The sequence below is a fragment of the Virgibacillus sp. M23 genome, from assembly GCF_034190895.1.
In the GTDB taxonomy this organism is placed as follows: domain Bacteria; phylum Bacillota; class Bacilli; order Bacillales; family Amphibacillaceae; genus Virgibacillus; species Virgibacillus salarius.
Genome location: NZ_JAWDHA010000049.1, coordinates 18791 through 32975, shown reverse-complemented (window position 1 = coordinate 32975; position 14185 = coordinate 18791). Strand labels below are relative to the sequence as shown.

General features: G+C 35.8%; 11 protein-coding genes. 8 read left to right on the top strand and 3 right to left on the bottom strand.

Annotated elements, in window-relative coordinates:
* Nucleotides 1–400: 400 nt before the first annotated feature.
* From RVS70_RS16300 to RVS70_RS16290, 3 genes are all read left to right on the top strand, one after another.
* Nucleotides 401–5773: a SpaA isopeptide-forming pilin-related protein gene (locus tag RVS70_RS16300; RefSeq protein ID WP_321134042.1), complete on the top strand. Its 5373-nt coding sequence runs from the start codon at nucleotides 401–403 to the stop codon at nucleotides 5771–5773.
* A 30-nt stretch (nucleotides 5774–5803) separates the two neighbouring features.
* Entirely contained in the window at nucleotides 5804–6394 is a 591-nt protein-coding gene (locus tag RVS70_RS16295) for a class D sortase (protein ID WP_026679992.1), read from the top strand.
* A 73-nt stretch (nucleotides 6395–6467) separates the two neighbouring features.
* Entirely contained in the window at nucleotides 6468–7136 is a 669-nt protein-coding gene (locus RVS70_RS16290) for a response regulator transcription factor (protein WP_026679993.1), read from the top strand.
* A gap of 34 nt (nucleotides 7137–7170) precedes the next feature.
* On the opposite strand, the gene RVS70_RS23415 is transcribed toward RVS70_RS16290, so the two are convergent.
* Both RVS70_RS23415 and RVS70_RS16285 read right to left on the bottom strand, forming a co-directional pair.
* A complete protein-coding gene (locus RVS70_RS23415; protein WP_414617181.1) occupies nucleotides 7171–7572 on the bottom strand; it encodes a CBO0543 family protein in 402 nt (133 codons plus the stop codon).
* Nucleotides 7553–8698, bottom strand: a complete 1146-nt coding sequence (locus RVS70_RS16285; RefSeq protein ID WP_166529754.1) for a DUF2515 family protein — start codon at nucleotides 8696–8698, stop codon at nucleotides 7553–7555. Before RVS70_RS16285 ends, RVS70_RS23415 begins: the two co-directional genes overlap by 20 nt.
* A gap of 83 nt (nucleotides 8699–8781) precedes the next feature.
* Here RVS70_RS16285 and shc point away from each other — a divergent pair, with 83 nt between their 5' ends.
* The 3 genes from shc (at nucleotide 8782) to RVS70_RS16270 (ending at nucleotide 11538) form a co-directional block, all read left to right on the top strand.
* On the top strand, nucleotides 8782–10671 hold the full coding sequence (gene shc, locus RVS70_RS16280) for a squalene--hopene cyclase (protein ID WP_205388791.1): 1890 nt from the start codon (nucleotides 8782–8784) through the stop codon (nucleotides 10669–10671).
* 72 nt (nucleotides 10672–10743) lie between these two features.
* Nucleotides 10744–10992 carry a YppG family protein gene (locus tag RVS70_RS16275; protein WP_026679996.1) on the top strand — a complete coding sequence of 83 codons (249 nt, stop codon included), beginning with the start codon at nucleotides 10744–10746 and terminating at the stop codon, nucleotides 10990–10992.
* 105 nt (nucleotides 10993–11097) lie between these two features.
* Nucleotides 11098–11538 (top strand): CBS domain-containing protein, encoded by a 441-nt coding sequence (locus RVS70_RS16270; protein ID WP_026679997.1) that lies wholly within the window; start codon nucleotides 11098–11100, stop codon nucleotides 11536–11538.
* A 149-nt stretch (nucleotides 11539–11687) separates the two neighbouring features.
* Here the strand turns inward: RVS70_RS16270 and trhA are convergent, their stop codons facing one another.
* Nucleotides 11688–12335 (bottom strand): PAQR family membrane homeostasis protein TrhA, encoded by a 648-nt coding sequence (trhA, locus tag RVS70_RS16265; RefSeq protein ID WP_205388790.1) that lies wholly within the window; start codon nucleotides 12333–12335, stop codon nucleotides 11688–11690.
* Nucleotides 12336–12488: 153 nt separating this feature from the next.
* On the opposite strand from trhA, the gene RVS70_RS16260 reads away from it, so the two are divergent.
* Complete coding sequence (locus tag RVS70_RS16260) at nucleotides 12489–13064, top strand: DUF1836 domain-containing protein (protein ID WP_026679999.1); 576 nt, start codon at nucleotides 12489–12491, stop codon at nucleotides 13062–13064.
* 21 nt (nucleotides 13065–13085) lie between these two features.
* Entirely contained in the window at nucleotides 13086–14144 is a 1059-nt protein-coding gene (locus tag RVS70_RS16255) for a M42 family metallopeptidase (protein ID WP_321134036.1), read from the top strand.
* The last annotated feature ends 41 nt before the right edge of the window (nucleotides 14145–14185 follow it).

Below are 14185 nucleotides of genomic sequence, written 5' to 3'. Positions count from 1 at the left end.
ATCCACTTTTTTGAGCGGGTTTTGCTAAAAAAGTTAGCTGAAGGACAAACCCCACGGAAAGAGAAGTGGGCAGCCGGAGTGGTGGTCAAGCAAGCAGTAGCTATTATTCCATAATAGCTACTAGAGGAAGCGTAAATCGGAGCATGTAGTGATAAGGACTGAGCGAATTTTGCTCAGTTTTTCTTAATACGTTTCTAATCGGGTGCTTGCACTTTTGTTCTTTTCAAAAACGGATTACAGGCCCAGTTTTAATGATTTGGTTTCGATTACATAATGGAAATGTTATGTAAATGTAAAGATTTTGTAGAGGTTACTTTGTTACCATTTCAAGTCGGAAGGGCAATTGATTCGATATGCCCATTATTTTTATTTTAATGAGAAAAGAAAGGATGATAGTGTAGTGAAAAAATCCCTATATGTGCTTTTTAGTCTATTGCTTCTTTTGCAAACTATATCTAGCAGTCTAGCATTTCCGATTCAGAGTCATGCTCAAGGCGCTGAGACTGGAATTGTAAAGAAGATAGAGCTTTTAGATGAAGCAGGTAATCCTATTATGGATCAAGACACAAAGGCTTCTAGTATGAAAGTAAGTTGGTCTATTGAAGGATTAGAAGTAGAAAAAGATAAAGCTTACATCCATGACTTGCCTACTGGTGTAGACATGGAAAAGAATTATCAAGGAGAAGTAACAAATGGAGGTAAGAAGGTTGGATCGTATTATACAGATACGAATAATACGATAACAATAACCTTCAATGAGGAAATAGTGAATGCACCTCGTGCAAGTGGGACATTTATTATAGATCTTGCGCATCAAGATTCCCCTGCCTTGACCAATGAAACGGATAATCAGCAAGCATTGGAAGAGGAAGCAGAAGAAAAACCCCACAAAGACACTGAATCTAACGAAAAGCAAGAAGAAAAATCTACCATTGAGGACAATCTCCCTAAAGAAGATGATCATGTAGAACGTAAAAGCGAAAAAAGCAGTGAATCAGATACGGCACAGAGTGAGGGTACAGAGAAAAAGAATAAACTTACCGCCAAAAAAGAAATAATGGAAAACATTCTTACAAGTGCTGAATTATCCTATGAGGATACTGACGGTAATGCAGTTGAAAAACCAGATATTAATTCGCTTATATCCATCAATTATACATGGGAACTTGCAAATAATCATGGATATAAAGCTGGAGATGAATTTCACTTTGACGTTCCAAAGGAGCTTAAAGTATATAACAGTATTGATAAAGCTGAAATGAATTTTAACGGAGAAACAATCGGGTATTTCTCTGTTAATGAGAGTGGATCAGCTACCATTACGTTCACGAAGTTTATTGAAGACTTTTCAAACATCAATGGCTCTATCGAGATCTGGACGGAGTTAAGTGAAGATATTATTATCACAGAAGAGAAAGAAGTGATCGTTACACCAATTGAGGGTAAAGAATCGGTTACGATCCCAATCGAATTTCTACCAATTGGACCTTCTGTTGAGAAAAAAGGAATACCAAATCGTGATTATAATGCGGAGACAATTGAGTGGACAGTCGACTTTAATAAAAGTCTAGAGTCACTCAAGAATCCACTGTTACAAGACCCTATTCAGGCAGGTCAATCCTTATTGGCTGACTCCATTAAACTCTATCATCTAGATACAAAGCTAAATGGGGAAGTATCATTGGGAGAAGAAGTGAATCCTAATACGTATACAATAGGTAAGACGGAGAACGGTGAAGATTTTACCATTGTTTTTGATAAGGATATTCATACTGCTTATCGGTTAGTATATCAAACAGAAATTACAGATGAAGATCAGAAGGCATTTCATAATGAAGCAAGTTTGGTTTCTGATAACCAACAACCAAAATCTGCAGATGCTACGGTAAATGTCAAGCGTGGCAGTCCTTTAGAAAAACAATCAATAGCCTACGATAAAGAAAATCAGATAATTACATGGGAAATTAAATACAACTATAATGAAAAAACAATTAAACAGCAGGATGCTCTATTAAAAGACTTTTTTAACACCAGTCAAGACCTTGTCGAGAGCTCTTTTGACGTTAAGAAGATCACTATTGATAAAGATGGTAATGAGGTAGGTAATGGTGAAGATTTTGAGAATTATACAGTAACCGCTAAGACAGAAGCAGGAAAAAATGGATTTCATCTACAGTTTGATGAAAATGTTACATCTGCCTATAAAATTACTTATCAAACAAAAGCGTCCGAACGCGTTTTTGAAAATGAAAAAATAACGAATAAAGTAGAAACTGGCAATCATAACGCAGAGGGTAGTCAGAATATCGGCCAACAAATCTTATTTAAGAGTCACGGAACACCAAATTATAAGGATAAAACCGTGGATTGGACCGTTACATTTAATAAAGATAAGCACCCAATGAACGATGTGGTTTTAACCGATGTATTTACGAATGAAGGGCTAATCTTAAAACCGGAAACGCTTAAAATTACAACTGAGAATAAGGAACTTGTTGAAGGAAAAGACTATACATTAATTAAAAATGAAGCTAATCAATTTGAAATTCGGTTTAACAATCAAATAAATACGCCGCATACCATAACATACACTACCGAATTTATTTACGAAGCAAGAGCGGATAAAGGGAAGAATTATTTAGAAAATAAGGCAATATTTAATTGGACGGATGAACACGGAAGCTCAAAAACGCAAGAGACAAGCAAGCAATTTAAACCAGATGAGTATACACAGTCGAACGGGTTTAAGTATGGCTCCTATAATGCGGTAGATAAAGAAATCACCTGGAATATTGGAGTAAACTATAATTTAAAAACAATCGAAAATCCTATTATAAAAGACTTCATTCAAGGAAATCAGCGGCTAGTAAAAGATTCGATTACCATATATAAGATGAATTTGACTGGCGGCGAAAATGGAACGGAAGTCGAAGAGCATGTACCAAGTGAAGACTACTCCATAAGTTGGATTAAAGACAAGGATGGAACTCCAGGTTTTCAAATTTCGTTTAATCAGGAAATTCATTCACCGTATAAAATCGTCTATAAAACAAGCCTTAAGGATTTAGATCTTGTAGACGCGAGCTATGAAAATACAGCAACTTTATACAATGGTGAAACAAAAGAGACGGATCTACATGCTTCTGTTGCCATTCCGCATGGAGGAAAGTATACAACAAAGACAGGGAAACAAAATGGCAAAATTATTGATTGGAAGGTAAATATTAATTTTGGACAGTCTCGGGTTACCAACGCTACGGTTATTGATAACCCTAGTGAGAACCAATCGTTATTGGAAAGCTCATTTGATGTGTACGCTACAACGATAAGTGAGGATGGGAAAGTAGCAAAGAAAGATAAATTAGAGCGCGACAAAGATTATACGTTAACACTTCATAAAAATCCTGATTCTTTTACACTTACATTTTCAGAAGAAATCAATGAAGCGTATATCTTGGAATATCAATCACTTATTCTAGCTAAACCTGGATCTAAAATAAAAAATGACGTATCGTTTAACGGAGAGAACATTGATATCGTTGAGCATGAATCAAGTGAAACGGTTCAAGTACGACGTACCTCTGGGATGGGTGATGGTACAGGTGAAATTGGACACCTGACCGTTACGAAAACGGATAAAGCAACAGGGGTGCCATTACAAGGAGCAGTATTTTCTCTCGTAGATAAAGATAGTGGTGTAGTTATTGATAGGCTAACGACTGGAAAAGACGGCGTAGTTGCTTTTGATCGATTGCTATATGGAGATTATATTTTAACAGAGGAAAAGGCCCCAGATGGATATTTGATAGATAATAAGCAACAAACTATTACGATTGATCAGCCTTTTGAGCAAGGAAACAATGAAAAAACAGGGAATCAGCTAACGGTTACGAACACCGAGATAATCCGTGCAGTAGAACTGACGAAAAAAGACAAAGAGACGAATGAAGTATTAGCTGGTGCAGTTTTTTCATTACAAGAAAAAGTTGGAGACACGTATGAAGAAATTGCAGAATTAACAACAGATGATCAGGGGATCATCTTTATCGATCAGCTTAAATCAGGTGAGTACAGGTTTATGGAGAAAAAAGCCCCGGATGGGTACAAATTGAGTGAAAAACCTATTCCGTTTTCTATTCATGATAAACAAACAGAAGCTATTTATTTATCAGCAGAAAATGAAAAACTAGGTTCTGTTCAATTAACTAAATTTGATCAAAAAGATCATGCAAAAGTGTTAAAAGGTGCGACGTTTAAGCTAGAAAAGGCAGATGGAACGATTGTTCACCCATCTTTAACAACGAATGATGCGGGCGAGATATTTGTTGGAAACTTACAACCTGGTAACTATCAATTTGTGGAAATAAAAGCACCAACGTTTTACCAACGTAACCATCAACCAATTCCATTTACGGTGAAAGATGGAGAAACAGCAACGATTTTAGTTGAAGCTCCTAATCAATTAATAAGGGGTAAGGTAGAATTAACAAAGGTTGATAGTGATAATAAGGAAATCGTACTTGAAGGTGCAACGTTTAACTTATTAGATAATGAAGGAAACCTGATGAAGGAAGACATAACAACGAATGGTAATGGAAAGTTGGTTGTTAATAACTTACAACCAGGAAACTATCAATTTGTAGAAACAAAAGCACCAGAACATTATCAGCTAAATCAAAAACCGATACCGTTTACCATTGAGAAAAGTAAAACGGAAGATACTGTCCATGTTACAAAGGTACAGGTTACGAATCAACTCATTCCTGGCTCAGTAGAATTAACGAAAGTTGACAAATATGACCATGAAAAATTCCTAGAGAATGCTGTATTTGAATTACAAGATAAGGATGGGAATACCATCAAAAAAGGAATGACAACGAATGAAGATGGAAAACTTCTGATAAACAATCTACGACCAGGTCATTATCAATTTGTAGAAACAAAAGCACCAGCGTATTATCAATTAGATCAAAAACCAATTGAATTTGAAGTTAAGAAAAGTCAAGCTGAACCATTATCTATTACTGCAGAAAATGAATGGATTACTGGTAAGGTGGAATTGACGAAGGTAGATGCAGATAACAGTAATATATCTTTATCTGGTGCGGAATTTACATTGGAGGATGCAGAAGGAAATATACTACAAGAAGGCTTAACAACAAATAAAGCTGGAAAGCTAGTTGTAGACGATTTAAAACCAGGAAACTATCGGTTTGTCGAAACAAAAGCTCCGTTTGGCTATTATTTAGATGACACATCCATTCCATTTACAATCGAGAAAAGTAAAACAGAAGCGGATGTCAAATTGGTTCAACTAAATGTAGAAAATAAAATAATTCCAGGCTCTGTTGTACTTACCAAAGTTGATCATAGTAATAGCGATAAGCTGTTGCCAAACGCTGAATTCAAGCTTCAAGATGCAAATGGTAAGACGTTGAAGCAAGGGCTACTGACGGATGCGCAAGGTCAAATTACCGTAGATAATTTAAAGCCTGGAAGCTATCAATTTGTGGAAACAAAAGCACCGATAGGCTATCAATTGGATTCTACACCGATTCCATTCAAGATAGAAAAAGGTCAATCAGACCTTGTCAGGTTAACTGCTACAAATCAAGCTACACTATCAGGAACCGACAAACCAGAAGATACTACGCCAACCTATAATAAACTTCCACAAACTGGAGAAGAATGGCTTAGGTATTTGTTGATATTAGGAATTACGTCAATAATGATTGGAACGATAGTCGTGTTCCGAAGACGTAAACAAGTATAATTTTTGGTAAGCAAAGGGATGCGTTCATTGATGAATAGAAATAAAATAATTGGGGGAGCGTTTATTTTCATCGGACTCATCTTAGTTGCAATTCCTTTATACTATGAATGGAATCAACAAAAAGAAGTAAATGCTCTTGAAGACGCGTTATCCTTGATAGCGCAATCAGACGATGAGTCAGTGGATTTATCTACAATCGATGATTTGCCCTTCACACAAGAAGAATTAAAGCAAGTGATTGAATTAGAAATCCCTTCCATCGACTTAAAACAAAAGGTGTTGCCTGAAACTACTGAAGCGAATTTGAGTATTGCATTAACTCAGATTAAACCGAATCAAACTCCAGGTGAGGGAAACTTTACAATAGCAGGGCATCGTGGATATCGAGGTGATCGACATTTTCGCCAGTTGCCAGAAGTGTCGATAGGTGATAAAGCTATTCTTCATACGGCGACTAAGAAATATGTATATGAGATTACCTCGTCAGAAGTTATTGAGGCAACGAAGGTTGAGATTCTTGAGGATAAAGATAATAAAAGGGAAATTACATTAATCACCTGTACAATAGATGGAAAAGAGCGTATTGCATTAAAGGGTAGATTAATAGATCGTGAAGTTTAATGGTTAAATCCTGTAGTTGTTTAATTGCTACAGGATTATTTTTTCAATCTGTAAATAAAAGTAGGGAAGTCAGATGATTAAAGTTGTATGCATAAATATGAGTGAAGGTATAAATCAAAACACACATTTATTATTAGAGAACGAACCGGATATCGAAGTGTTAGAAATTGAACGTAATACGAATAATCGAACGATCTTTAAGAAACTAGAGGATTTTAAACCTGATATTGCACTCATACAGTTAAATAAATTTACGAAATCTATTAAGTCTAAGCTAAAGGAAATTAGAGAGAGCTACTCACATATAAGTTTAATGTTTATGATGTCAGATGTGGACGTGAATGTTATTCGTACAGCAATTGATAAAGAAGGACGAGGGTTCTTAGTAAGTACTATTACCGGCGAAGGACTTGTTCATTCCATAAGAAATGTTTACGATAGTCAATTTGTTTTTTCCGAAGCTATTGCAAAGCAAATGATTGATATAATTGGGCCAAAAAATATTGGTAATAAAGAAAAGCTGAAACAGAAATTATGTAGTAATGGTATAGATGTTAGTAAGCGAGATATGGACGTATTGTATTTAATGTATAAAAATTACAGTAATAAAGAAATTGCCAATACCCTACAATTATCTGAAAAAACAATTAGAGATTATGTAAGCAACGCTTATAAAAAAGTAAAAAACAGCAATCGCAAAAGTGTAATAGAGTTTTTACATTACCTAATGGCAGATGATTAAGAAAGGAGTACTACACTATATTTGTAAGCTTTTATTAGTTAGACAACCAACTAAATCCCTTCCATATGACAACTAAAAAGATGAAGTAACCAACAAACGAATAAATGTGATTCCAATCCTCATGATGAACAAACAAGCCTACTTGTTCAGCTATTTGTTCAATCATGCAAATCAGAAAGCTACATGTAAAGAGGAAAAAGGTACGGGGAATGGTTTTTAAGTGGCGCATAACACGGATAAATAAAATGGAAGCTACTGGGAGAATGATGAGCGTAAATAGTATATTAATGGAAAAGAGTCTTGGAAATAGTCGTATAGGAAAGGAATACATCCCCATTTCAACGCAAACTAAATCTAAGTAAGTACCGATTAGTGAGGCGAATAATATTACAGTGATATATGCATGAATAGATCGCTTACTTTTGGAAGATCGCATTTTTTGCGATAATCGCAAATTCGATTTTTTCGAGGTCGTTACAATAATCATCATATATATCCCCACCTGTATCTATTTCTTTTTTATCTAAGTAATGTAATATTCGAAAGTCGTTGAACCAATCCCCTTTTTCTGCCTCCTCATGTTCTATATCCTTCCAAGCAAATTTTAATGGTGGACTATAAATACGTGGTTCATCCTTTCTTAACTTGCAATGCTTGGTTCTTCGTTTGTATATGGTACCTGGTACAGATTCATTTACTGGATGAAATAGATCTTTCCAATAATCAGACCGCGAACCCGTATGCGGATGCTTACTTGCCCATTGTAAGATAGCTTGTAGAACGGGATTACGTTGAAAAAGTAAGTCATATAAGCGAATGCCGATCATAATTCGTTTATGTAGATCAGCGAATTGATAAAGTGTTTCGCCGATAATCCGAGGCCTACCAGTTACTTCACTAAGTTTAGGGAAGATAATGTGGTTGAATCGTAAAGCATCGTATAGTTTAAATTCGATGGTGTGTAATACGGTTTCTTGAAATTGCTTGTTTAGAACGACTCTATTTTCTAAATAATTCTGTTCATTAATGACCATCGCAATAGCTAATTTTCGACAATCCCTAAACTTCCAAAAATCATTCCAAATAGCTTCCATAAACACCGAAACATTCAAGTATGGAAGTAAGTAGAATAAGTTCTTCTGATTTATCAGACTATGTTGATATAATAAACATTGTGGGAATACGTCTTGAAAAATGAGCCAGTTTCCCCGCTCTAAAAATAAGAAAAAATGTTCACGCTCAGCCTCTGTCATTAATCTGGGAAGTAAATCTCCTTTAAGGTCTGTCATATTCCAACCACCATTTCTAGAAACTAGATGACCTAAGAGTGCCCAGTGAATTTCCGGATAAACGCAGTAAAATTGGTAATAAGCTTTTGTTCTTGTTACGTTATTCTTATTTAATTTGCTTGTTTTTGCTTTGATTTGTTGAATGAGGTTAAATTCCCATTCGGTGAGATCGGATTCAGAAACAGACAGAGGTCTATGTCTAATGATATGTTTTAAATGTCTTTTTAATTTCCGATTGCTCGTTGCTCGTTTTTTAACCATACATTTTATCATAAAGCACCTCCCTCTAAGGCATATGCATCGTAGTAGTGGCATATGTTTTTCCATAATAGCTTTCAAAAAGGAGTACATATCGTATGGATAAACAACTGGAAGCAGCGATGAATAAGTTATTGGATGAATTGAAAGGAACGCAAAATCAGGATGGATCTTGGACTTATCCATTTGAAACAGGAATAACAACTGATAGTTATATGATTATTCTATTACGAACGTTGGAAATCAATGATTCTAATTTGATAAAGTCTTTAGCTGAACGAATTGCAAATAAACAACAAGCAAATGGTGCATGGAAATTATTTTATGATGAAGGACCAGGAAATCTTACAGCTACAGTTGAAGCCTATTATGCTTTACTTTATAGCGGCTATTACACAATAGATGATAAGCATATCCAAAAGGCTCGCCATTTTATAATAAGTAACGGTGGACTGAATAATATTCAATTATTTGCTAAAATAATGCTCGCCTTAACAGGACAATATAGTTGGCCAAGGCATATACCGATACCCATTGAGGGCATATTGCTCCCAGCTTATTTTCCAATTAATCTTTTTGATTTCTCTGTCTACGCTCGTGCTCACTTCATACCTATATTACTAGTAGCAGATAAAAAGTTGCAGTTAACAACATCTGCATCACCTAATTTATCGGATCTAACTATGCAGAGAAAGGCCAATTGGGAAGAAGATTTACGGGAGTGGCAAACGTTTTTTTCTATATTAAAAGGCGGGATAAAAAAATTAATAGGACTGCCTCATGAATTACATGAATTAGCGTTAAACAGAGCTGAAACATATATACTTCAGCGAGTGGAACCAGATGGAACATTTAATACCTATTTTAGTTCAACATTTCTGATGATTTTCGCTTTAATAGCAAGAGGGTACAGGAAGGATCATCCCGTTATTAAACGAGCGATAAAAGGATTAAGATCCTTTATCATCACCGTTGATAATCAACTGCATATGCAATTTACAACTGCCACTGTTTGGAATACGTCACTCATTAGTTATAGTTTACAGGAAGCAGGTGTTTCTTCGCGTTCAAAGACCATTCAAGAGGCTACAAATTATATTCGTGCTAAACAACAACAGTTCTATGGAGATTGGGCAATTCACACACCATATATACTTCCCGGCGGATGGGGATTTTCCAACGTCAATACTATAGTACCTGATCATGATGATACAACAGCAGCATTACGAGCTCTACGAACAAGTGTCCTTACTAAGAATACGGATCGCTTTATATGGGATAGGGGAGTAGAATGGATTTTAGCAATGCAGAATGATGATGGTGGGTGGGGAGCATTTGAAAAAGATGTAGATAGCTTACTTCTAACATGGTTGCCAATAAAAGGAGCAGAGCTACTATTACTTGATCCTTCAACAGCAGATTTAACTGGCAGGACATTAGAATTCCTAGCTACGTTTACGAAATTGAATCAGTCTCATCCGCTAGTAAAGCGAGCTGTTCATTGGTTAATCAAAAATCAAGAGCAGAATGGCTCTTGGTATGGAAGGTGGGGTATTTGCTATATATATGGTACTTGGGCAGCAGTAACAGGACTAGTTGCAGCAGGAATTAATCCAGGGAATGCCTCAATCAGAAGAGCGGTTAATTGGTTGTATCGAATACAGCATGAAGATGGTGGATGGGGGGAATCATGTAAAAGTGATCAGGAGAAAACGTATATTCCATTAAAGGAAAGCACACGGACACAAACAGCTTGGGCGCTTGATACGTTGATTACTGCTGAGGTTAAAAAAACGAACGGAATAAAACGAGGAATGGATTTTTTATTATCTAATCAAGAAAAACAAAATAATTGGACGACAAACTATCCAAAGGGTCAAGCACTACCTGGTAGCTTTTACATGCATTATCACAGTTATGAATACCTTTTCCCGCTTTTAGCATTAGCACATTACAAGAAAAAATTTGTTGAAGATGATAAATCCTAGTATAAATATCCTTATCACTGAACATGTCAGCACATAAACTATAACAGACTATAATGAAGAGGTGATGTAGGTATGTTTCCTGATAGACAAAGAAGATCAATAATGAGGCAAGCACCTCCTAGACGTCAAGCTGATTGGTTTGGAAGACCACTCCAAGGCAGGAATACTCCTAAGAAAGCATCTACAACAGAAAATATTATTGCCCAATTCCGTGATCAAGATGGACAATTGGATTTTAATAAAATGACAGAAGTTGCCTCGCAAATGGGGAAGATATATGGTCAAGTAAGTCCATTAATTACTACTTTCTTTAAGAAGTAAGCATATGTTTCGTGTCACTGCATGGTGACACGTTTATTTTTGTTTTATTTTATAATAAAAATAAGCCAAATGACGAATGCTACTGTAAAAAGGAGGTTCATACTAATGCATCAACAATTACGAAATTTTATGACATCGAATGTGTATACAGTCAATGATACACAATCGATACAAGAAGCAGCTGCTCTAATGAGCGAACATAATATTGGATCGCTTCCGGTTGTAGATCAACATGGAAGCATAGTTGGGATGATTACTGATCGTGATATTACGTTACGTTCTACAGCACAGGGAGAAGCTGCCCAAACTCCGGTTTCTCAAGTGATGACAGCACAACAAGTCGTTCAAGGTACACCAGAAATGGATGCACATGAAGCTGCGCAGCTTATGGCGCAACAGCAAATCCGTCGCTTGCCAGTTGTCGAGAACGGACAAATTGTTGGAATGGTTGCTTTAGGAGATTTAGCAGTAGATAATCAATTAGAGAATGAAGCTGGAGAAGCTCTATCTGATATATCTAATCCTTCTGATCCTCAGAAGGATTAGAAGAATAAGGATGTTTCAAAGGGACCTGTTGAAAGAGAGCGTTCTTTTGAGAAGGTGTTGTTTTTAATCTAAATAATAGAAACGTGTGGTTTATATAAAGCCCCCTTTGTAAAGGGCATTTTAATAAAAACCACACGTTTTTTAATTCCTTATAAGACATATCCATAGACGCAAATAAAATGAAATAGGCTACCAATTAGAATAAATATGTGGAAAATCTCATGAAATCCCATATGTTTAAATGATAATATTTTTGGTTTAAGCCCGTAAATGATGCCACCAATCGTATAAAAAACACCACCTAATACTAGTAATATCATCCCACTTGTATTAATAATTGGTGCTAGAGATGAACTGAAGAATACAACAATCCAACCCATACCTATATATAATGAAGTAGATAGCCATCTAGGTGAATGAAACCATATTAATTTAAAAACAACACCGAGTACTGCTAGTGTACTAACAATCACAAATAGTGCCCACCCTAAGGTCCCCTGTAGACTAATTAGGCAAAAAGGCGTATACGTCCCGGCAATTAATACATATATCATTGAGTGGTCGATTCGCCGCAAAAATGCGATGACTTGATCTCTTGCAATCACCATATGATAGGTGGCCGAGGCAGCATATAACAATGTCATACTAATACCAAATACAATTACAGCTGCAATAGCTAGTGAAGAATCTGTTGTAGCTGTTGCTTTTATGACTAGTGCTAGCAATCCAGCGAAGGATAAAACAGCTCCAAATAAATGTGTAAGCCCATTAATTGGCTCACGAATATGTATACACATGTAACCAACACCTTTATAATGTGATGTAGTTTTAAAAACTATATTTAAATGATATATGTATTTTGATATGTAGTCAAGGTTTACTTCATATTTATTCTCACGTATAATAATAGGATAGAAATGTTTAGGACAAAACGTTAAAGAGGTTGAATAATGGAAAACAATAAAGACATTTTAGACGGCATGCAATTAAATAGTCAGCTTTCTTTAGAAGAAATCCCAGACTTGGATTTGTATATGGATCAGGTTATTCAGTTATTTGAAAATAAGTTTGGTATTTTAAAGCGAGATGAAAATGAAAAAGTACTAACTAAAACAATGATCAATAATTATGCGAAGGGTAAATTATTTTTCCCTATTGAGAATAAAAAGTATTCAAAAGTTCATATGATGCTTATTGCCATGATCTATCAAATGAAAGGAGCTTTATCCATAAATGATGTAAAGGTGACTTTAGATCCGTTAAACACAATGATAACCGAAGAAGGCTTTGATTTAACGGACTTATATAAGCGTTATGTTCAAATGGCCGATGAAAGCATGGGGCAACTAAAAGACGAAATGTCGTTGTTGTCTGAAGAAGTAACGAAGCATATAGTGGCACTAGATAGTGAGAAATCTGACTACTTAACACAGTTATTATTGGTTGCTTCTTTCGTAAATATGAGTAATTATTATCGTAGGGCAGCAGAGAGGATCGTAGACAACATAGCTAAAGAAAATATATAAACCATCGTGGAGGGGAAAATTATGCATACATATCCAAATGTAACAGAAACAAAGGGAGTTATTGAGAAATTGGTATCGATTCCAAGTCCATCTGGTTATACCGATCAAGTTATCAGCTATGTCGAGGAATTTCTTCAAGCATTAAATGTAGAGACAAAACGTAATCTTAAGGGAGGGTTAATTGCCACTTTACCTGGTAAAAACAATAGTGAGCATCGTATGCTAACAGCACATGTCGATACGCTAGGAGCAATGGTGAAAGAAGTCAAGAATAATGGGAGATTGCGTCTAGACTTGATCGGTGGGTTTAACTTTAATTCAATTGAAGGTGAATACTGTACGATTCATACAGCCAATGGTAAAAATTATACAGGTACTATTTTAATGCATCAAACATCGGTTCATGTATATAAAGATGCGGGTGAAGCAAAACGAGATAAAGAGAATATGGAAGTGCGAATTGATGAAAAGGTTGAAAATGCTGATGATATACGCTCACTAGGTATAGAAGTTGGAGACTTTGTTTCTTTTGATCCTCGCGTACAGGTAACAGGAAATGGATTTATAAAATCACGTCATTTAGATGATAAGGCGAGTGTCGGTATTTTACTACAGCTTATTAAGCGGCTAAAAGAAGAATCCATAGAGCTACCCTATACGACTCATTTTCTCATCTCTAATAATGAGGAAATTGGCTATGGGGGGAATTCAAATATTCCTGTAGAAACAACAGAATATCTGGCTGTAGATATGGGGGCAATGGGAGATGGTCAATCCACTGACGAATATACGGTTTCTATTTGTGTGAAGGATGCATCAGGACCATACCATTATGGGCTCCGCAAGCATTTAGTAGATTTAGCGCAAAAAAATAATATCGGCTATAAATTAGATATTTACCCGTATTATGGCTCCGATGCTTCGGCAGCTATTAGAGCTGGTCATGATATTATTCATGGACTAATTGGACCTGGAATTGATTCATCTCATGCATTCGAAAGAACGCATGAATCATCATTAAAAAATACGGAAGATTTGCTTTTTCATTATGTATGTTCAGAAACAGTAACAAGAAAGTAAGTTAAAGCTAGAGGGTTTCGGGAAAAAAGCCCAATTTCTCA